Origin of the sequence: Marinimicrobium locisalis (assembly GCF_039822625.1) — a bacterium.
In the GTDB taxonomy this organism is placed as follows: domain Bacteria; phylum Pseudomonadota; class Gammaproteobacteria; order Pseudomonadales; family Cellvibrionaceae; genus Marinimicrobium; species Marinimicrobium locisalis.
This window is the reverse complement of record NZ_JBDLLG010000021.1, coordinates 84,427-105,161: the sequence shown is the minus strand read 5'-3', so window position 1 is coordinate 105,161 and position 20,735 is coordinate 84,427. Positions and strand designations below refer to the sequence as shown.

Annotated in this window: 18 protein-coding genes and 1 pseudogene; 2 read left to right on the top strand and 17 right to left on the bottom strand. The window is 41.8% G+C overall.

The annotated features are described in order from the left end of the window. On the top strand, window positions 1-188 hold a 188-nt coding region (locus AAE514_RS14080), incomplete at its 5' end, for a transposase domain-containing protein (protein WP_347329433.1). Window positions 189-197: 9 nt separating this feature from the next. Further along, window positions 198-329, top strand: a pseudogene (locus tag AAE514_RS14075) (hypothetical protein); the annotation flags it as partial. 322 nt (window positions 330-651) lie between these two features. Here AAE514_RS14075 and AAE514_RS14070 read toward each other — a convergent pair. The 17 genes from AAE514_RS14070 to AAE514_RS13990 all read right to left on the bottom strand — a co-directional run bounded on the left by AAE514_RS14070 (window position 652) and on the right by AAE514_RS13990 (window position 20,732). Then, a complete protein-coding gene (locus AAE514_RS14070; RefSeq protein WP_347332188.1) occupies window positions 652-1,926 on the bottom strand; it encodes a glycosyltransferase in 1,275 nt (424 codons plus the stop codon). A 65-nt stretch (window positions 1,927-1,991) separates the two neighbouring features. Beyond that, the gene (locus AAE514_RS14065; RefSeq protein WP_347332187.1) at window positions 1,992-2,369 is read right to left on the bottom strand and encodes a hypothetical protein; all 378 of its coding nucleotides are present in this window, start codon (window positions 2,367-2,369) and stop codon (window positions 1,992-1,994) included. After that, entirely contained in the window at window positions 2,347-3,282 is a 936-nt protein-coding gene (locus AAE514_RS14060) for an NAD-dependent epimerase/dehydratase family protein (RefSeq protein WP_347332186.1), read from the bottom strand. Before AAE514_RS14060 ends, AAE514_RS14065 begins: the two co-directional genes overlap by 23 nt. 46 nt (window positions 3,283-3,328) lie before the next feature. Further along, complete coding sequence (locus tag AAE514_RS14055) at window positions 3,329-3,982, bottom strand: TfuA-like protein (RefSeq protein ID WP_347332185.1); 654 nt, start codon at window positions 3,980-3,982, stop codon at window positions 3,329-3,331. Between the two features lie 3 nt (window positions 3,983-3,985). After that, a complete protein-coding gene (locus AAE514_RS14050; RefSeq protein ID WP_347332184.1) occupies window positions 3,986-5,077 on the bottom strand; it encodes an alkane 1-monooxygenase in 1,092 nt (363 codons plus the stop codon). A 32-nt stretch (window positions 5,078-5,109) separates the two neighbouring features. Further along, a complete protein-coding gene (locus AAE514_RS14045) occupies window positions 5,110-6,360 on the bottom strand; it encodes a glycosyltransferase (RefSeq protein WP_347332183.1) in 1,251 nt (416 codons plus the stop codon). 1,369 nt (window positions 6,361-7,729) lie between these two features. Next, the gene (gene metG, locus AAE514_RS14040; protein WP_347332182.1) at window positions 7,730-9,418 is read right to left on the bottom strand and encodes a methionine--tRNA ligase; all 1,689 of its coding nucleotides are present in this window, start codon (window positions 9,416-9,418) and stop codon (window positions 7,730-7,732) included. 13 nt (window positions 9,419-9,431) lie between these two features. Next, window positions 9,432-10,172, bottom strand: coding sequence for a 5'/3'-nucleotidase SurE (gene surE, locus AAE514_RS14035; RefSeq protein ID WP_347332181.1), 741 nt, complete (start codon window positions 10,170-10,172; stop codon window positions 9,432-9,434). Further along, complete coding sequence (locus AAE514_RS14030; RefSeq protein WP_347332180.1) at window positions 10,154-11,107, bottom strand: S66 peptidase family protein; 954 nt, start codon at window positions 11,105-11,107, stop codon at window positions 10,154-10,156. The genes surE and AAE514_RS14030 overlap by 19 nt, the downstream gene beginning before the upstream one ends. Further along, window positions 11,100-12,596: a class I tRNA ligase family protein gene (locus AAE514_RS14025; RefSeq protein ID WP_347332179.1), complete on the bottom strand. Its 1,497-nt coding sequence runs from the start codon at window positions 12,594-12,596 to the stop codon at window positions 11,100-11,102. Before AAE514_RS14025 ends, AAE514_RS14030 begins: the two co-directional genes overlap by 8 nt. A 6-nt stretch (window positions 12,597-12,602) precedes the next feature. Continuing rightward, the gene (locus AAE514_RS14020) at window positions 12,603-13,433 is read right to left on the bottom strand and encodes a class I SAM-dependent methyltransferase (protein ID WP_347332178.1); all 831 of its coding nucleotides are present in this window, start codon (window positions 13,431-13,433) and stop codon (window positions 12,603-12,605) included. Between the two features lie 124 nt (window positions 13,434-13,557). Next, window positions 13,558-13,830, bottom strand: a complete 273-nt coding sequence (locus AAE514_RS14015; RefSeq protein ID WP_347332177.1) for a MoaD/ThiS family protein — start codon at window positions 13,828-13,830, stop codon at window positions 13,558-13,560. Between the two features lie 37 nt (window positions 13,831-13,867). Continuing rightward, the gene (moeB, locus tag AAE514_RS14010; RefSeq protein WP_347332176.1) at window positions 13,868-15,046 is read right to left on the bottom strand and encodes a molybdopterin-synthase adenylyltransferase MoeB; all 1,179 of its coding nucleotides are present in this window, start codon (window positions 15,044-15,046) and stop codon (window positions 13,868-13,870) included. A 33-nt stretch (window positions 15,047-15,079) separates the two neighbouring features. Continuing rightward, complete coding sequence (locus AAE514_RS14005) at window positions 15,080-15,223, bottom strand: hypothetical protein (RefSeq protein WP_347332175.1); 144 nt, start codon at window positions 15,221-15,223, stop codon at window positions 15,080-15,082. Window positions 15,224-15,276: 53 nt separating this feature from the next. Continuing rightward, window positions 15,277-17,544 carry a YcaO-like family protein gene (locus tag AAE514_RS14000; protein ID WP_347332174.1) on the bottom strand — a complete coding sequence of 756 codons (2,268 nt, stop codon included), beginning with the start codon at window positions 17,542-17,544 and terminating at the stop codon, window positions 15,277-15,279. After that, window positions 17,495-19,561, bottom strand: a complete 2,067-nt coding sequence (locus AAE514_RS13995; RefSeq protein ID WP_347332173.1) for a hypothetical protein — start codon at window positions 19,559-19,561, stop codon at window positions 17,495-17,497. Before AAE514_RS13995 ends, AAE514_RS14000 begins: the two co-directional genes overlap by 50 nt. Continuing rightward, the gene (locus AAE514_RS13990; RefSeq protein ID WP_347332172.1) at window positions 19,554-20,732 is read right to left on the bottom strand and encodes a LuxE/PaaK family acyltransferase; all 1,179 of its coding nucleotides are present in this window, start codon (window positions 20,730-20,732) and stop codon (window positions 19,554-19,556) included. Before AAE514_RS13990 ends, AAE514_RS13995 begins: the two co-directional genes overlap by 8 nt. Between the last annotated feature and the right edge of the window lie 3 nt (window positions 20,733-20,735).

The window sequence follows — 20,735 nt, the reverse complement described above, 5'->3', positions numbered from 1 at the left end:
GCTTGATCAGCACCTGTAAGCTGCATGGGATCAATACCTACACCTACTTGACCGATGTGCTGCTTCGCATCAGTGAGCACCCGGCCAGCCGGGTGGAAGAGCTGACGCCCCGGGCGTGGAAAGACACCTTCGCCGATCAGCCGCTCCGATCAGACCTCTACAGGGCCGTCAACCACGCCTCTGAATGAACGGTTACTGTGCTGCTTCGCATCAGTGAGCACCCGGCCAGCCGGGTGGAAGAGCTGACGCCCCGGGCGTGGAAAGACACCTTCGCCGATCAGCCGCTCCGATCAGACCTCTACAGGGCCGTCAACCACGCCTCTGAATGAACGGTTACGAATCACTTACGCGACAACTATGTTGACAGATACCGGCTGCTTCGCATCAGCGAGCACCCGGCCAGAAGAGCTCACGCCCAGAGTGTGGAAGAAGACCTTCGCCGATCAGCCGCTCCGATCAGACCTCTACAGGGCCGTCAAACACGCCTCTGAATGAACGGTTAAAGTTTAAATGGCCATTAACACTCGGGGGCTTGCCAGACCTTGCCCTCTTAAGAGTATTTTTCATTGTCGTCCCCATTTCAAGTGAGGCGACAACTATCCTGACCTATAGAGCTCCCTGCTACTCAAAGTTCTTCCTAAACTATCATTCTCAAGAACGAATCACTTCAGACAATATACTTTCAATATGGTCAACAGCATACTGGACACCGCAATTTCGCGCCATATCATCTTTTTGGGTCATGGCCCCGCGCTTATATGCTGAGTCCTCCAGAATGGTTTGTACTTCTTTACGGATAATGTCAGGACTTCTTGCGTAGGTTAGACGTCCTACTTTATGATGGCGGACTCTGGCAGCAACGCCAGGTTGATCGTTAGTAACTGGCATAGCAAGAATAGGAGTACCTTGGCTTAAGCTTTGCATGGTACTTCCAAGTCCACAATGTGATATAAAGAGAGATGCCCTTTTAAGCAATTCTAACTGAGGAGCATATTCAACAACGATTAACTTTTCCGATTGCTTTGCAATCAAACTTTCATGCTTGGCCCCACCAAGAGATATAACGAGTTGAACATCTAAGCCGGATACCGCCTCTATTATTCGCTCATATTTTTCAACAATCCCATTTTGCCGAGTGCCCAAACCGCAATATACGAGAGGCAACTCGTTAAGCCTTTGAAATGGAAATGAGACATCCTTAGTTAGAGCCGAATCATGTAGTAGACCACAGTAGTAAAGCTTTTCAGTATATGCTGCGCACCTTGGAAAATCGAAGCCTTTGTTCATTTGGCACAGCTGTCCTAGCTTAGAAACACCAACCAGCTCTTTTTCAAAAGGTTTTTGTCTATTATTCACAAGGTAATTATTTATCGTTGCAAGTGCCTCACCAGCCCCCTTGTTAAAGAAATAATTAGATATAGCATACATTGCGCGAAAGAAAATCGATTTGCTGTATTTCATGGGTGTGAAATACGGTGGCAATCCAGCCTCTTGATTAAAGGGCAGACCAGCGCTAAGAGTGATATAGGGTAAACCTAATACCGCTGCAACCGCTGCCGCGCCAGGATTTGCTTGATCAGCAATAACAAAATCGATTTTTAACTCGCTAAACAGCTTGGGTAAGTCCTTCAGGTCGGCCTTAATACAATCGCTGTAGAACTGACCTGCATACCTAAGGGCTTGGATGCCCTCTAGCTCACTCGCTTTTAGTTCAATTTCGTTTAATCTGCCTTCGGGGAAAAAATCCAGACCATAGTCTATACATTCAAACCCCAGCTCACGCACTCTTTCTGACGCATCTACGTGCTGAAAGAAACAAACTTTGTAACCTCGACGTCTTAACTCAATCGACAATGATAGAGCGGGGGTCATGTGGCCAGTTTGGCCAGGGCATACCATTCCAATAGTAACACTTTTTACAAACATAGATGTACTCTGATTAATTTAGCGGATCTACAAAAAACAATTTAGCTATCATATTCTGCAGTGTGCTAAGCCATTTCCGCGTAATCACTAAAGGGCCGAATAGTTTTATTCAGCTCTTTTGCTATCATGATTAGATTTATATTATAGGCTGACTCGGAAATATATATTTCCTCCGTGTCGGATGCTTTCAAAAATGATCGGTAATTTCGGTAAATTGGGAAGCGTTTGTCATGTTTTTCATATATACCACCCAACCCTTCGGTCAAGAAAACCGCCAAAATATTTGAGTCATCAACTTGCAAATAGTGTTTAACTTTTTCTAGATCTTTGATATCGGAACAAATAATTGAATGGCGTCGGCTGTTGATTCTTGAACTCTTTTGTCGATGAAAATAGCTTATAACCTCTTCAATTGCAAACTCAAAACTCTCTAGATCTTTCATAGCTAACTAGCTCCCTGTGACTATTTATAACTTTCTTGTATTTCACGTTTCCTCCACCAACATTGTCGACGGCTATTCTGTCAAGGCAGTCGCAAATTGTATTAGCGATTTGATAAAGAGAATAGTTATATTCAATGACAACAAGATCCTTTTTGATGCCCGACTTCCCGATATTATCTAACATGGTAATATGAAGTTGCTCGACAAATGCCCCGAGCGAGCATAGGGGTATCTTTGTTGAAGGGTCACCAAGAATAATAATATTTTTTCTGTTCAGGCCATTCTTTACCCACGTAGCAACTAGAGTGTGTGCCTCTCCTGAACCAAAAAGTCCTGGAGAATAAATTATAGTTGCGTTTAAGTTGGCAATGCTTCTCAGCTTTTTTTCTGCTAAAATTTTACTCGCATCATAGACTGCGTTTACGTCAACAATTCTCTTCAGATCTAGAGTTTCAAGACAACGAACAACACGTATGCTACTGATATATATAAACTCGATATGCTTGTTCATTTTATTGCCAACATCAACAGAAATTTTAGCAAGTTTTTCAGTGAGATTAGCATTGACCCTATACGTAGCCTTTTTGTTTTTCTCAGCCTCAACAACACTTGACTGGCCAGCCAAGTGGATAATACAGTCGACATTGTTTTCCAGCAATATACTCTTTATTTTACTACCATCATTAATGTTGGCAGTAAAAATTCGAATATTTTCTGAGTGATTGCCAATACCTCTAAGTCGATTTACGTTCTGCTCAAGAATACTATTTTTTAACTTTAGATCCTGAACGTCCGGTATGCGCAGCACAGCGATTACCTTATGCCCCTCTTTAACAAACTTTTCAATTACTGACGCTCCAGCAAAACCTGTCGATCCGGTTATCATCACCGTTGAGCGCTTGCCAATCTTCATTACTTCTCCCTTCCCTTAAACTAGATATAGGCAGAACAATATTCCGTTAACAAGCCTGATCAGAAGCGATAAGATAATCAGCAAGCTTTATTGCATCAGCCTTTTTGACATCAAAAAGGCTTTCATCTGCTTGAATAAAGTCGTTAATTAAAGTGCTATACTTGGGGAAGTTCTTTAGTTTTTTTAACATCCCTGATCGAGTCAATTCCATATAGTGGACCGTATCTATAATGGTGAAACACTCCTCCATTTCATCTTTGTCAATTAAGCCCTGAACTCTCATGTCATTGAGAAGGCTTTTGAAGCTAATCCTAGGGGTGGTGATATTTCTGAAGGTTTTTGGGTCGAACATGAGTGCAACATCTGCGTCCGAATCGATTATACCATCCCTATATAGCTCGAACACTTTCCCGATACCTTTCATGCCGTGGTTGTATAGTTCGGCTGCTCTCAATGCCCCCATACTGGAACTGCCAACAACCTCTATACCTTTATTTATTAGCTCTTTAATTTCTCTAATGCTAACAGCTAAAGAGCTATGAAATACACCATCAACAATGGCAACTCGCTCAATTGAATCGTCTAGCTGTAGCAGGTCGCCTCGCTTGACGGGAGCACGAAACTCAATATTACCCTTAAAGTATTTTTCGAATGGTTCTTCAGCAATACTTGGACCGATATACACTATCGTTTTATTCATAGCTTATTTGGCTCTACGCTGTTGATATTCCTCAAGTATTGGATCGACAATTTTAAACCAAAGAGGAGGGACTAAAGCGATCAGAATCATACCGGTATAGCCTGTCGGTAACTGTGGCGATTCTGGTATGTGGCGCAATATTTGATACGGACGAGCTTGATTAACATGGTGGTCAGAGTGACGAAGAAGATTCAGTAGAATAAAGTTATTTGTTTTCGCATTCGAGTTCCAAGAATGGTTGTAGCCAGGTTTTTCGTATCTACCATCCTCGAGCTTCTTCCTTCTCAAGCCATAGTGCTGTACATAGTTAATCAACTCCAGAAGAGCAATTGCAAAAAACCCTTGAGCAACAAAAAATATTGCACCGGTGGTGCCAAAAGTATAGCCAGCTAAAAAAGTAAATATAATAGATAATGCCGTAAGGTTCAGCGCTTCGTTGTGCCAGCTTAGGTAGGAGCGTCCACGCAATTTTAATCTTTGGCTCTCTATTTGAAAAGCTTTGATAAAGTTCAGAAAAATGGACTTGATGATAAAAAAGTAAATATTCTCACCCTTCTTAGCCGAGGAAGGGTCTTTATCTGTTGCAACATCTACGTGGTGACCTCTTACATGCTCAACTTTAAACGTTCCGTACCACAAGAATGACAACAATATACCTCCAAAAATCCTATCGATCTTCGATCTTCTATGTATCATTTCGTGAGCACGAATAATGCCTAATGCTGCCGTACCTACGCCGCATGATATGAGAATTCCTATTTGCTCAAACAACGTTATACCAGGGGCAACAAAGGCATAGGTAGAATATATGACAAGAATGACCACGCCAACAAAAGCCATATAGTTGAGAATTCTATAGTATTGCTTCTGTGCAACTTCTTTTTCAATTTCTGGGGCATAGTTTCTTGAGTCGCCACCAATGAAATAGTCAACTATTGCATCGTAGAAAATAAATGCAATACCAACATATGTCGCCCAGCCGCCGACTGATATGATAAGGCATATAACAGGGGTAAAAATAACTGGCACGATAAAGTTGTAATCAATAATCGGTTTTGGTTTTAGTTGAGTGTCGTCTACTGATCGCTTTGTCATTATTAACCCCTAAAAAATAGGATGTTTCCCCACTAAACTTTACTAAGCACTAAGTCACATACTGTTTTTAAGCCTTCATCATAAGCTAGCATTTTCTTTTGGATTTGCTGGCACTTTTTTTGAAAGGAGCTATCTTCATAAACCTCTTTAATTGTGGAAGCTAAGCTATTTCCCGACACTTGTTTTTTGCCGAGCACTCGACCAACACCAAGCTGTTCAACACGACGCCCATTATCGAACTGATCATATGCTGAAGGGATAATGACTTGCGATGTGGCGGACGAAAAGCAACTGGCCACAGTACCTATACCTCCGTGGTGAACCATTGTTTCCACCTGTTCTAACACCTTGGAAAAAGGGATATATCTAACGTGGATAACATTGACAGGAAGATTGCTCGGTATTTGATCTTCGAAGTTTGTCACCAAAATTCCCGGCTTGTTAAGTTGTATGCAAGCGTCAACTGCAGACCTGAAAAAGCTTGGGTCATTCATTACTGCGGAGCCAGGACAGAAGATGATAGGTTTTCCAAGGGGGCGAGTTTTTTTTATAAAAGCATCTACAACGTCACTCTTATAGGATATCTTAGGGTCGTCGTAAGTAGGGAAGTCAGCTAGGTGAACAAATTTGTCCCAATCATCCGCTGGAGGACAGAACCAACTTGGGAAAAGACCAACAGTCATCAAAGGAGAGTTTGCCCAGTGCGTTCCTACCTTCTTAACTGGTTCAAGATTACACTTTTCTCTAAAGTCATTGATGCCCTGAAATAGCTTATCTGCAAATCTGCCGACAATACTATACTGCAGCCTTCTTGCCCACATTGGCATCCAATCTGGCATATAAAGGCCTGAAATTAACGGTGGTTTCTGTACACTGTTTATATAGGCAGGAGAGGTTTGCATGGTAATATTTTTCATTTCATGCTTTTCCTGTGCAATTCTCGCGGCAAAACAAAACGCTCCCGAAATTATTAATACGTCATCATCTTTTCGTAATGTCAAGTATTCATACTGAGGAGGTAAAACTTCCTCCGCTGCACCAATCGCTTTACGTAAACTCTTCAAGCCGGGCTCCCAAGTATCAGGGTGCCCAATGAGCGCTCTATATTTTTCTTCGCTGAACACATCGACAAGTTCAATACCAGCACGCATCAAGGGTTCACGATAATATCCACTTGTTAAAGCAACAACAGAGTATCCTCTATTTACTAGCTCTTTTCCGAGCCCTATAAACGGGTAAACATCACCTGCTGACCCAAACGGCAATAGTATTATATCAACCATAACTTTGTATTCTCAATATTAAAATTAGCATGCTTATATTTTGCGTTTAACAAACTGATAAAGAATATTTGGTGGGCCAAATAATAATGCGCCAACCTTTTTCGTAAAAATATGATGCAGAAAAAAGCACAACAGCCCTAGGCACACCTATTAGTTACCTTGTCATTACATAAATTGCTGTCGAAGCCGCAGCAAAGGATACCTTGGGTTCTCAGAAAAATGATCGCGTAGGTGCCTTATTTGAATTGATAGCCTCCAAGTCATTTTCGAGCTCGATCCTTTATTGATTCACCTTTCTGTAGTGGTTCCGTCGATGTGTCCATATGCCTCACTTGATTCCGAACCAATTCACCAGAATTTAAATCTGGCGCATAAGGCGAAAGTACGTATAGCGCGATGCGATTACGCTCAGCCTCTATAAAGCTCGTTAATCTTTATACTTATGCGCCGGGTGACTCTCAACAATCAAATACGAAAAACGAAGCCGCTTTTTAGCATGCTTTTAATGCATTCGATGAATTTATTGACATTAAATGGGCCTGTAACAATGTGGCACCAAAAACACCAGTACTCGATAGCGCTGATACAGTATTAATGGACTGTCGTTGACCACTTTTTGATTATCAGCGTCTCGCCATTTAATGGCCATATTTTTTTAGTTTATCATCAGAGCGATACCGGCTTCGTCTAACCAAAAAACCCGTCACTCCGCCGCTTCGACACTTTTTGACGTTTGAGTATTCCGTTTCTTTCCACATACTTCTTTCATTATCTCTTCGAGAGGCGAGGCACTAGAGCTTTTGAGACGTTAAACCAAGTCGATGAAAGAGGCTTCCCACAGAAGACATGCTCAACACTATGTAAAGCGATCCAATGTTAGATCAGCCACGATTTATTTTTACCATAACCCAAAATTAAAGCAGTGCTGTCTTGGGTTTTAACGTACTACCCAACGTTTTACTTCTTGCTCTTCAATTTCCGTTGGCGTTCTATTGCGTCCGCTACGGGCGATGGGTGCAAGGGCAGTAAAGTCACCCTAGCATTAAATTATTACCCATTTTTCATAATTCGCCCAAGTAAATTCAGACTGCAATTAACTTCAATAGCTATCTCACGACACAACACTCGTTGAGCCGCCATTTTGCGAATCAAGAATTGCTCTTCACTACTTAAAGGGCATGTGTCGTAGCTAATTGGTTAAATCATATACGGAAATGTTTATACATCCTTAGTATTGAATCAGTCAGTAAGCGCAACTGTTAGCAGTACATCGAAACTTAAGAAGCTGACAGAGGTATTGCAACGCTGGCTTTAAACATAAACGCCATATGATGAACGCAATCCGCCTGCTATGCACAAGTGAATATAATCACCCACATCCGTACTTATCATTCAATACTTGAACTTCCTCTTCGGAAATTTTCGAAAATAGCTTTTTGGGCTTTTTAACTATTACTGCCCTGTCAAAATTTATAAAACTCTTAGCCTGTTCAAAAGAAGTATTTTTTAATTCAAGATCACAGCCTATTTGATTAACTATGTTCTGGCTGGTAGAGGGTATCAACGAATTTGAAGCCACAAAGCTAATCTTAATTAAATGGAAGCAAAAAGCTAGCACGTCGTGAGCTTTTTGTTTGTCCGTTTTAACCAGCTTCCATGGTTGGTTGGCAGTGATATACTCATTTCCATAAGACCATAGCGCTTTAATTTCAGTTACAGCCTTAAGTATTTTTTTATTACGCAGATACTGGTCAATATTGTCTAACAATTCATTTGCGCGGTTAAATTCATTGCAATGTGAATCGGCGAACTCGGGTGAAATTTTTTCCAGTTTTCCATCGAAGTTTTTCACTATCAACGTGCAAGCTCTTGAGACGAAGTTACCTAGGTTGTTCACCAGGTCTGCGTTAATGGTTTGCGCGAAGTGAACAAACGTAAAGTCTGAGTCGGAGGTTTCCGGCATCACCGAGGCGAGGTAATAACGCCAATAGTCAGCATCAAATTCTTCCAGAGCCTGATCGGTAAATATGCCACGGTTGTTACTAGTAGAGAACTTTCCACCCTCGTACGTAAGCCAATTTACGCCGTTAATGTGATCTGGCATTTTGAACCCTAGCTCGGAACCTAACACCATAGCGGGCCAAAATATTGCATGGAAGGGGACATTGTCCTTTGCCATAAACTGGTCATAGGTAACGGCTTCGTTGCCGCACCACCAATTACGCCACTGGTCCTGTTCGCCTGTTGCCTCCGCCCAGTCCTTTGTCATGGCAATATAGGCCATTGGAGCATCAAACCAGACGTAAAACCTTTTGCCCTCGTAGCCCTGTTTCGGAACCGGTACACCCCAGGCAGTATCGCGTGTAATACAGCGATCTTCAAGGCCTTCCTTAAACCATTTTTTAGCAATGCCTCTTGTTGTCGTTGGCCAGGTCTCTTTCGTCTTCACCCACTGCTCAAGACGAGCTTGCAATGTCGATAGCTTCAAAAAGAGATGTTTGGATTTGCGAAACTCTAAATCTTGTGCACCACTAATGGAAGAGCGTGGTTGTATCAAATCTTTTGGGTCGAGCAATCTGCCACAAGCTTCGCACTGATCACCTCTAGCGCCAGTATCTCCACAATGAGGGCAAATTCCAGTAACAAAGCGATCGGGCAGATAGCGCCCATCTTGTTCTGAATAATATTGCTCTACCTCTTTTTCCTCGATAAAACCATTTTTCTCAAGCGCGAGAAAAACTTCTTGCGTAATTTTGTGGTTGGTGTTATTGGAGCTGCGTCCGAAATAATCGAAAGATAAGTTAAATCTTTCGTAGATCTCTTTCTGTCTGGCATACATGTCTTCGCAAAAACTTTTTACCTCAACACCCTTTGCACGCGCGGCAAGCTCTGCTGGTGTACCGTGTTCGTCCGTACCGCATATGTACAGCACCCTCTCGCCCTGCTGCCTCAGGTGGCGCGCATAGAGGTCAGCGGGCAGCATTGAACCAACTAAGTTACCTAAGTGCTTAATGCCGTTGATGTAAGGTAAGGCGCTGGTTATAAGATAGTAACTCATCTAGCGTTCAGTCCTAATTCATTTCAATTGAAAGGTCAGCGTCAATTGGTGTAACTGACACATCTCCCGACTGTAACACATTGTAATCACTCAGAGTATTAGATTCTACTATATCCCCTGGCTTGCCAGCCCAATACACTGCATTGCCATAAGGGTCAACTGCGGCTGTCATTTTAATCCCCTGACGCTGGGCTGGGCGCGTGATGCGTACTTGCTGCTCGGCCGAGGTCTCGAAGGCTGGCAGATTGATATTTAAGATTTTGGCTTGACACTGAGCTGGATCGACAAAGCCTTTGACGAGATCGTGCCGCATTATCTGTGACAGGCTATTTTCCACCCAATTTGGGTCCTCATCATTGGCAGAAAAACATATTCCGCGGATACCAAATTGCTGTGCATGTAACGCAGCCCCTACCGTACCTGAATAAAGCAGGCTATTGGCCATATTGTGACCAGCATTAATGCCGGAGATCAGCATATCTAAATCTTCTCCCTCAAATAACTCTGATACAGCAAAATTAACACAGTCGACGGGTGTACCGTTAACCGTGTATATTCCATCCTCGGGCTGCTTAACCCTAATCGGTCGATCTACTGTCATAGAGCAAGCCACACCGCTGCGATCAGAGTCGGGTACAACGGCAACCACATGACGAAACATGCTTTCTAAATAGCGTAATAACGGTCGCAGGCTGGGCGAGTGAAAACCGTCGTCATTACAGACCAATACTGAGTTTAAATAATCTTCAACCACGCTAGATCTCCTGAGTAAAGTTCTACATCACCACCTATGGGCAACGTATAGATTGGGTCCGCATGTGAAGAAGGGAGATGCATCGCAACGGGCTTATCGTATGCGCAGAAATACTCAGATAATACCTTTTCAAGAATCTGTTCTTCAGCTAGCTCAGAACAAAGACTGAATGTCCCGAAAACTACACCTGCGACTCTATCAAAAACACCTTGCTGACTAAACTGCGTCATCCACTGCTTAAAGATGGATACTGATGTCTTATAGCTGGTTTCAAGTAATAGTACTTTATCGTCGTAATTGACCTGATAAGGAGTAGCGTTAAGCGACAGCAGTGTTTCCATTGTGCCGCCAACAAGCTTGCCTTGAGCTCGGCCTTTACACAGCGCCTTCATTGTTGGATGGCTACGCCACTCACGGGGTCCGTAGTTCTTTTTAATAAACCATAGATCGCTGGACATCTTCTCAGGAGCACTGATGAGCGTGTTGTGATCGCCATTTACGGCTTGCATAAAGGATTGAACTGTTTCTTCGCTAATGTTGGGGTCGCAAAATTTTGCAAATCCCGGTCCGTGATATGCTGTCCGACCGGTACGAGCATAGATATCATTAATTAACGAAGTAATGTCACTGTAACCAACCACCATTTTTTCTTTGATAGCAGAATAGTCAACTCCGTCTAGCAGTTCAGCGCAGTTGTAACCTCCAAATACTGGCATTACAATATCGATGTCGTTGGCGTTTAATGCCCAATTTAAATCTGCCAATCGATCTTCACGCAGTCCGGCTATGCCAAAATAATTATTGTTGACATTTTTCCCAAAGACAACATCAAAACCTAGGACGTTAAGCTTTACCAAGCCGATGTCTATTAAGTCCTGAGGCATCACCCCCATACTATTGGACGTCGCAATTACTGCTATTCTCTTCCTATTCATACCAGCTTATTTTTTCCCACCTCTTTACATTGTAATCAATTTTGGTGTTGGCTATAGAAGACAGTGGCTTTTGTGAGTGAACATCCAAACCAACAAAAATATTATAGTCGTTGATAATCTTAGGCATAAATGGTGCTAAAAAATGGAGGCCATTTAAATAAATATCCATGATGACATATTGATCTTCTAGCTTTTCGGACTGATGTAGTTTGTTTGTAGATATGTAAGCGCTACATTTCTTGATGTATTCCTGTACGTCTTTAAATGCTTGGCGAATGTACATACCATGCATAGATTTATTAATTCTAGCTTTAAATTCTGAAATCAGCTCGAACTCCTGATAATCAGATGGTGTGCTTTGGATGTTATGCTGCTCCAATAATTTTGCACAGTGTGCGAAAAAGAAGCCAAATTTATTACAGATTGTTTTGTTGACAAAGTTTTCGAAAGCGTCAAACCTGAAAGAGAAATCAGAAAAAGAATCTGGCGTTTCACTAGCAAAAAAAGCTCTTAAATAATCAGCCTCGTATGTTTCGGTGCTTTGTATTATATCAATCAAGCGTTTATCAGTTCTTTCTATGTTTAAAAAACCACGCGGGAAAAGTTGTGTGTCACTCGGCTCAAGATCTGACGCATGTTCGAGTATATAAGGCCAGATAATTCCATGATAATAAAGAATATTTTTTCCAAAGAAATGACGATACTTAATACCCTTATTCGGAGCTACAGTCTGGGCTAAATCAATATAACCTAATAATGATTCGTACCAAAGATATACGTATTGGTCGCCATCGGAGAATGGGATGTCAATGCCGACATAGTTCTTGCGAGTGATATCCCAATCATTAACCCCCTGATTAATCGTAGACAGTAGGTAATTCTTGACACTGTTTAGATTCTGAGATTGAGCGAACGTCTTTAATGTATAGTCCTCGCTGGATAGGCGAACGAACCAATTTTGGTTTTCCTCTTTTGAAATACTGTCACTGCCACAATAACCACAGGCATATCTATGTTCTTCGCTGTCACCGACCTTCATTTTACCAGTGCTGGAAATTCTGTCGGTTGTTACCATAAATCGCTTGGGCAAATACTCTTTACAAGAATCACAACGAAAACATTCAACGACATTTTGTTTTAGCTTGCCCTCTGCTTTCAGTGCTATCAGGCTATCCTTAACGAGCTTTCTTAACCTAGGGCTGTCGGTGCGATCATAATAGTCGAACTGTATATTAAACGCTTCGAATTGTTTTTTATACGTTGAATCCCATTCCTCTATGAGATCCTCGTGAGATATCCCTCTTTTTGACAATTCTCGCTTTACCCAAACACCGTGAACGTCTGTTGAACAAACATAACTAACTTTCTCACCAGTCATTCGTAAATAACGAGCGTAAATATCAGCAGGTAAATATGTACTGGCCATATGGGCAGTACATAGCTCTGCTGGGATAAACGGAAATGCCGCAGTTACTATATATGTTGACATTGCAACTTAAACCTTACTAGATACAAATAGCTCCGGTTCATCTTTTGTCAAAGCTTTACGCAGTAACATTGGCGTGTAGCCCATCAGTGAAAGATTGTCTCTAAATAGGAACATAAAGTATCTGTATCTATCATAAAGTGCAGCCTTTCGCTCTTCATCAAGCTCAGCTAGATGAGGCTGAGAAAATATGCTATCGACGTAACGAGCAACGTTTTCATCGGATACACGGTCGAAACGGTAATTTTCCATCCAAACATTTTCAAAACAAGGCATATCATAATACTTTACCCAATCTTTTAAATACAGTGGCGTAATATCAACGTTGATGGCCTCAGACACCTTGTTAACCAATTCTTCAGAAGGCTTATCGATGTAGTACATAGGAATCGCAGCAATGTGACCATTAGGTACAAGCACTCGATTAAACTCGTCGATAACTTTTTCTTTGCTATCGAAGTAGGATGTTACGTTACCACAGAAAACCATATCGAAACTTTCATCATCGAATTTGGTTTGTGATGCATCACCTACAGAAAAATCGATGTATTGACCAACCGCAGCGGCTTCAGCACGGGCTCTAGCCTCCTTCAAACTCTCGTCGTTGATGTCGATAGCTTGAATATTGCACTTAACCATCTTCGCTAATTCAATAGCTGTTACTCCAGTACTAGTGCCAACTTCTAACACTTTACTTTTTTCGTTAAGAAAGGAGTTCAGTGCTACACCACGAATACTGCTGGAACCACCAGGCGGTCGATTAGTTTCTTTGACAACACCTATCATTTCAAAGTAATCGAGGGATTGTATTCTTTCTAAACTCATACCTTTTACATTCATTACTTATTTCCTCTATTCGATTAAGAGCAAAATTATTACTTAACTCTAATTTACAACGATCCCAACATCGCAAGATGTTCAATGTGTTTTTCAAATTAAAACCTGCTTTAGTTTAACAACTTGGTTAACCACCTGCCAAAGCTGCGACAAACTCAATGTTAGTTCTGTCACTTACTGTATAAGTGCTAGTGTCAATGTCACTAATGCTATCACCATCCAAAAAAACAGCGACAAAACGTTGTGGTTTTATATCTGTATTGAATACAGGGCCTACTAAATCTGGATATTTACCGGCTAAACTCGAAAATACTTTTTCCGCGCTAGCTTCTTCAATATTTATTGAAGAACAGCCATTTGTGAATTTAGTTAGTGCGTCTGGAATATGAACTGTGGCCATGAAATTACCCCTAAATAACTCTTGGTTAAAACTATCGTTAGTAAATCGGCATACTATTATCAATCTCTTGAGCCCAACGTGTAACCCCACCTTTGAGTCGCACTACATTATCTATACCTAGATTTTCCTTTATATGCTTTGCAAAATTAAGCGACCGCTTTCCCGTTTTACAGTAAATTACAAGATGGTCGTACTTTTTGCTTTCTGATAGTAAGTATTCTTTGTTGGCATTGACATCTTGCATTTCAATTATCCGCCCGCCTATATTTGCGATTTCATGTTCATGCCGTGGGCGGACATCGATTAGGCTAATACGATTCTGATCAATTAATGCTTTAATTTTATCCGGTTCTAGATCGGGAATATCATTTGATGGATCATCTGTGCCACATGAGTAAAAATCATATTCAAGGGCAATCTCATCAGCATCTTTGCTGCATACCGGGCAGGACGAAGATTTCCTAATCGAGTACTTTTTTGTGTTATAAGTAAGCGCATTAAACTCGAATATTTTTGCGTGAATACCTGATTCAGCGCCAATTATAAGCTTTATTGCTTCCAGCGATTGCATAGCTCCAATAATCCCTGGCAATGCGCCAATCACACCAGCTTCTTCGCAGTTTTGAATCAAGCCTGCTGGAGGCACCTCAGGGAATACACAGCGAAAGCATGGACCTCGATCACCATTTTCGCGCTCGATATTGTAAACGCCAATCTGACCCGAAAACTTTTGTATAGCGCCAGAAACTAAAGGCTTACCTAGTTTTACACAGACGTCATTTATCAGGTATCGTACCGAAAAATTATCTGTACAATCGATGACGATTTCATGCTTGTCAATAATTTGCTGTGCATTGTGATCAGTAAGAAATTCCGTGTAACAATTGACTTGGCAGCCTGAATTTCTAGCTTTTATATAAGCCATGGCTTTTTCTGCTTTATATTCATCACAATCATATTCGGTAAATATTGTCTGTCTATGAATATTGCTAATATCAACTCTATCTGAATCAATAATGCCAATGCAACCTAAGCCGGAGGCTGCCAAATATTGAACGACTGGGCATCCGAGTCCACCAGCACCAACTACCAGTACCGAAGATTGCCGCAGACGAACCTGGCCATCTATACCTATCTCCCGGAGTAATAGCTGTCGGCTATAGCGGCTTATATCATCCTTACTGAGACTGCCTTGTGTTAGCTTTTTTTCATTCATAGCTGTACTAATATTCCATATACCAATAGTGATTTACTGCCAAAATAAGGCTGTTTCAGGGCCAGGTTCGATTTCCAGGTCCATATCCATCAGTTCATCATCAGTTATATCTGTGATATCTCTTACCTCGTTATCTGACTCCTTTTTTTGGTCTTCGAGTTTTTCTTGGCCTTTCATATTTAGCTCCAATCTAAGCAATGATTAACGTTTAAAAATAATGTGGTGGCTAACTAGGTAGCAGTTTTTTTGACCTGTGCTGATTTATTCTTTTGTAAATAGGCTCTTCTTGCACGTAGGCCAACACACTCCATTCTGAATGAGTATCGCTCGATACCAGGCACTACGACTTTTACCACGGGCAGGCCTATTTTCGAATCCATGATGTTGGCAACAAGTATTTTATCTATTCCGACATGGCTTAGCTGGTTAGCCATTAGACTTAGGTCGTCCATAATATTAGCATACTTATAATCGCTTATTTTTTGATAGGACTTGACCACTGATTTGTCAAACCAATAACTATTTTGTTGCTTGAAATCGGTGTAGCTATACTCGCGTTTATATTCAAATTTTAAGATATCTTCTCTTGCACCACTTATCGTTGTAACTCTGGACAGCGCGCATTCGTTAATAGCAGTTAGCAGTGCCACATCTTTATTGGGGTGGCAACCGTATCCACCACTAATATATAAATTGTCCATAGCGTTCGGGTCGTCGCAAATAACAGAAAAACAGGGAATAGCAATATCATCAGTACTGATATCTCTGATGTAAAGATCAAGGCTGTTACCTTCTATTTTGTCGATCAGCTCTCTCGCCGCCGGATGGTCAATAGAGTTGTTATCAATTAAAACGCGATCTTTGGTTATTAAATTCATCGCTGCGCTATCGCGTTCGATAGCCTCAGCGAGACCGTGTGAAACGGCTTCTAAATATTGATTTCCCGCCGCCAAGCCAGTAGTGTAGTATCGGAACCAGCTTTCACCTACATCGCTTTTGTATGGGTAAAATACTGACTCGGCTGGTACAAACCAACTTTGACCATTAATAATATTGGTAGTTTTCACCCATTCATGCTTAGCATCAGGGTCGAACTGCTCCCGTTTTCTAAAGCCCCAGTCTCTTGGGTCTACTACCTTATTTTTTTCCGCGAGCTCATTATATGAGGCTACTTCGACGCCCTCACTATAGTTTCTTTTTTCAGCACAAAACCTTTCTATCGCTTCCGCAATTGCAGAGGCCTTACAGGCTTCTACAGTCGTACCTTTGCCGGAAAACACTGTGAAGGTTTCGTCATCAATTTCAGCATCCGGCCTCACCGTTTGGTAAGCAGGAATACATGTGACATCAAGATGGGTAATGTCAGGCACCCTGGTTATTCCGGCTAGTGGTGCAGCCTCATGTAAACGAACCAAGGCCTCGTTTATGTCAGTTAATCGAGTACTTTCGATATTAGGGACTTTGTCGCCAGAGCCAGTATCATCCAGAAGCGGGTTGGCTAGCAGAGTAACAGGATCGACAACATACCGATCGGATTCAATATACGAACGATGCCACTCTATCAGTGCGAAGAAACTATAGGGCGCTCCCCAAGGTTTAATATCGTTGATATTTTCACCCAACTTTGCCAGATAAGTTAGGATATCAAGGGCCGCCATCATTGCATAAACTCGTACCCAGCGGAGATCCCTCGGAGTGAAGTCGAATTTACTTTTGGTGAAAATTTTAACAAATGTTTCTGTGCCATAGTAGTGGTTGTAAAGCTCACCTATGGCTAGTCGCCAATCTGCACGCACGATCGATTCAAGGTCTACTAGATAGGCATTATCTTTGCCGGCGATCAGGTTTTGGATATTTGCATCACACAACACCAGCGAAGGGCTTACTTGCATAAGCTCCTGTTTATTACTATCGACAAGCATCTGAATATAGTTGTGAACCTCAATGAGTTTGCCAACTTGTGGGCAGTTTTCTATTCTGTTCAGCTTGCTACGCAAGGTGTTGAGGTAACTGGATAGATACTCGTGCCAATCGCTAAAGTTATCCTCGTCGGAGCCGAGGGGCCCAAATCCGTCTGTGGGATAACTGAATAAACTATCCATAATTTTGATTAGAGAGCTTGCGCTATTATCAATTGTGCTCTCTTTCTCGCCTTCATAGGAGGTCAATATGTAGCGGCAGTTGTTGCTTAAGGTTCCTGTAGACACTATTTCCTTTAACCAAGGCTGTTGTCCCAATGCTTGATATACGGCTACTTCGTCCGAGTTAAATAGCTCCGGCTTCGTCACTAGTACTTTCAGCAATAGGTTCCTTCCATCGTCACAGATGAGCTTTGCGACCAAGTTCTTGGAGCCAGGTATATTCTCGATATTGATAATCGAAATACCGGTTTTTTTTTCTATTTCTTTAGTAAATGTGCTGATACTTTCAATAGTCATATTCTCTGCCTTAGGCTGACCAAAAATAAATCGATCGCCGTAGAAATACAGGTTTTCCATTGATAAGGCTTAATACATTGAGATAACGATGCCCGACGGGGGCGTTAGCTTTCTCCATCGCCAGTTCGAAGTTCTTTTCTAAGGTAGAGCCCTTAAAACTTTGTGTGGTAGAAAATACTATCTCAGCGTCCTTATTTTTTTTGTCAAACGGTTCCAAAATCCCAACTAATGTCGCTAGGCCTTTTTGCTCTTCGCTGAAACCTAAGGAAACAGAAAAACTACCTTTTCCTTCTATAACCTTGTTATTGCCGCAAATTTTTGCATGAGTAACGGGTAGGGCCGCATCTAAAACTGTACCGCAGTTAACGCACTCTCCAAGTATGCGACTGGTATCATTTGAGCGATCCTTAAATGCCAGATTACGAATTATCACGTGAGCGGAGCAGTAGTGGCAGGCTGCGCTATCTGTTTTTTGTTCAGGTAGCTCTTTGTAGAAACGGTCAATCTGAAGCCTGATATAACCACCATATGCCGACACCATTTCCAAGTACATTTTTATCCAGGCTTTGTGGATATTCATAAAATGCTTACAGATGATCCTTGCATCGCTTGCTTGACCTCTCTCAGCATAATCGTTGGTATCGAAATAATTATTGACGATCAGATAAGTTAGCAGACCTCTTTTGGAGTTATTTAAGCGTGTTACCGAGTCTTTGATCGCATCTGAAGGCAGTATTACCGACCCCATAATCGATGCGTCTGTATATTGAAAATCGTCTATTTTTATGTCGTCATATAAAGTCGCTAGTTTATGATCAGTCGAGCGCTCTGAATTTTTGTTTTTCCAGCTCAATTGATCACTGAATTTGCTGTGCGCTTGCTCGTCATATTGAGACTTTAAGTATGAAGGATCTCCAATAAGTAAAAAGGGGTAAACGCGATCTCCGCTTTTATCTAATAATTGGCTAATAACTCTGTTTAGCTCCGTGGTTATTGAGCCAAGAGCTTCACCAGCAGCATATTTTTTGCCAAAATCTAAAGCTAGGCGAGGATCGAAATTTGACATCGTATATGTTGTTAAAAGGCTACCTACACCAGGAGCCGAAATTAGTGCTTTGAACAGTGATATATCCAAATCAAAGACACTTTCACCTATCATGGCCCCCCAGCATGTGTACAAAAACAGGGTATTAGCTTTTATCGAGGAGGGCGCAATTCTATTATCCTTATTTTGACAGCGTATACAACTATCGGTATGAAAGCATTCCATTGCTTTGAGTGGTACTACCGCCTTGTTAAAATCTTTTTTGGCACATAGAGCAACCCCTTTGCTAATGCCCATGTCCACACCGTTGCTATGCGCAATTATTAATAATAGGTCTTTGGGATTACTAAGTGCTTTTTTTATTTTTTCTTCGTCTTTGATACCTTGCAACCATTGGTAAGATGAAGTCTCTAATTCCTCATGCTCTGAAGATATAGCATTGATATAGGTGGACTCAGGGGCTGTTTGCCTGTGATCACAGTAGGTATACAGAAAAGACTTTATTGCCATAAGCCAACATAATGATTTATCACCAGGACCAATCAGGCCGACGCAGCATTGGTTATGGCTGTCGACTAATGATTTATTTAACGTATTTATCTGCTGGGTACTGATCGTTCTATCGACGAACAGCATCGCATATTTCGGTCCGGTGCCGGCCCTGAACATGTCTGCTAGAAAATCAAATTGGCAGTTTTTTTCTAGTTGATAGCCTGTCAGGGCATGATATATGTCGGCTACTATATCTGTTTCATTAAATGAATATAGAACAAAGCTGTCTTTACTGTCTTTCTGTGTGGTGTTTGACTCGAAAGTAAAGTGCTCTATATCCGTAATATTACAGTGCTGTACATTGGGTACATGGAGTATATCAAGTACTGAGTTAGCAGTATCAATATGCTCTTCGCTGATTGGAATAAAAATGGAACCATCGCTATGACGGTTGTATTGAGCAATTAGCGACAGACGTCCCGAGCTTAACTCGCCAGGGGCCGTAAGTCCGAAAATCACTTTCGAATACCTGTTATTCATTATCGCTGCCAGCCCCTTTTAGTAGAGGATGTGAAGCGGGGGTACGATAAATACTTTGATGGAAGCGATTAGCATTATCGGTGTTCTTACCTACAGCCATCTTTAGTGCACATCCTCGTGACTCTACTTTGTTAATTCGACGAGTAATCCTTATGGTTGGCCCATGGCGGCCACAACTGCACTGCTCATGGTTTATGATGCCAACGTCATCTGTTTTGATAAAGCAGGGGTAGCTATTGGCGCTTGCGTCCAATAAACATATAACACCTTCACCGTCTGTCTTTTTGTTTTGATTAACTGGATCAACGGAATAGGCGTACACCCAAGGTGGAATATGTTTTTCATGGTGTTCACACTCAAAAAATGCGGTATTGCACTCAACCATGTTGTAGCAATCACGTATTTGCTTATCCGACTTTAAACCAAAGCTCTTGCAGACAACCCGACGGAAGGTTTTGTTGTCAATGGCTTTGGATTTTTCCCCCTTCCAGCCACCGGCGGTAATAATAAAGTCCTTGCCACCAAGCGCTTTGCCTACTCTTTCAGCATAAGCTTCAGCTAGGTCGAGGGCTCGAAATGGAGGTCCAACAATAATAAGATCACGACCGCTGGCTTTGAGCTTTCCGATTGTGTCTAAGGTCTTGTCGATATCAAAACCGTCTTTAGTCTCCATAAATTCGGTTTCAATTTCAATCGTGATACAAGCTAGTGCATAAGAGAACCAGAGGTTTTCGGCACTATCAGCGTCTTTTCCTAGCACTATACCGACATGGTTGCCCATTCGATCAACCCCGAGAAGAGCTGGCATAGAGGCCGACATACCGCCTATAAATCGCAGTATGCTGGTTTCATCTCTAGGAACCAAGCTAACAGCGCCTTGGGTGCCACTGCTTCGGGAGTACTGTTGAATCTCGCTTTGGGGGCCAGACAACACTTTGGCGGCAGGATTTTTAAACAGTGTACTTGGAACTAGAGGAATATTGGCTAACTCACCCTCTTCTACCGTTTCGCGGGCATTGTCCAGATAGCTAGCGTATTGCTCGTTGTGCTGTGCGTGATATCGTAGACTTTCCTTAATTAGAGCAGCGGTAAGATCCCATGTCTCAGGTTTATTTTCGTATATATTTTTTAACTCTGACATCAGAGTATCGACACATAATTTTTCAGACATCGC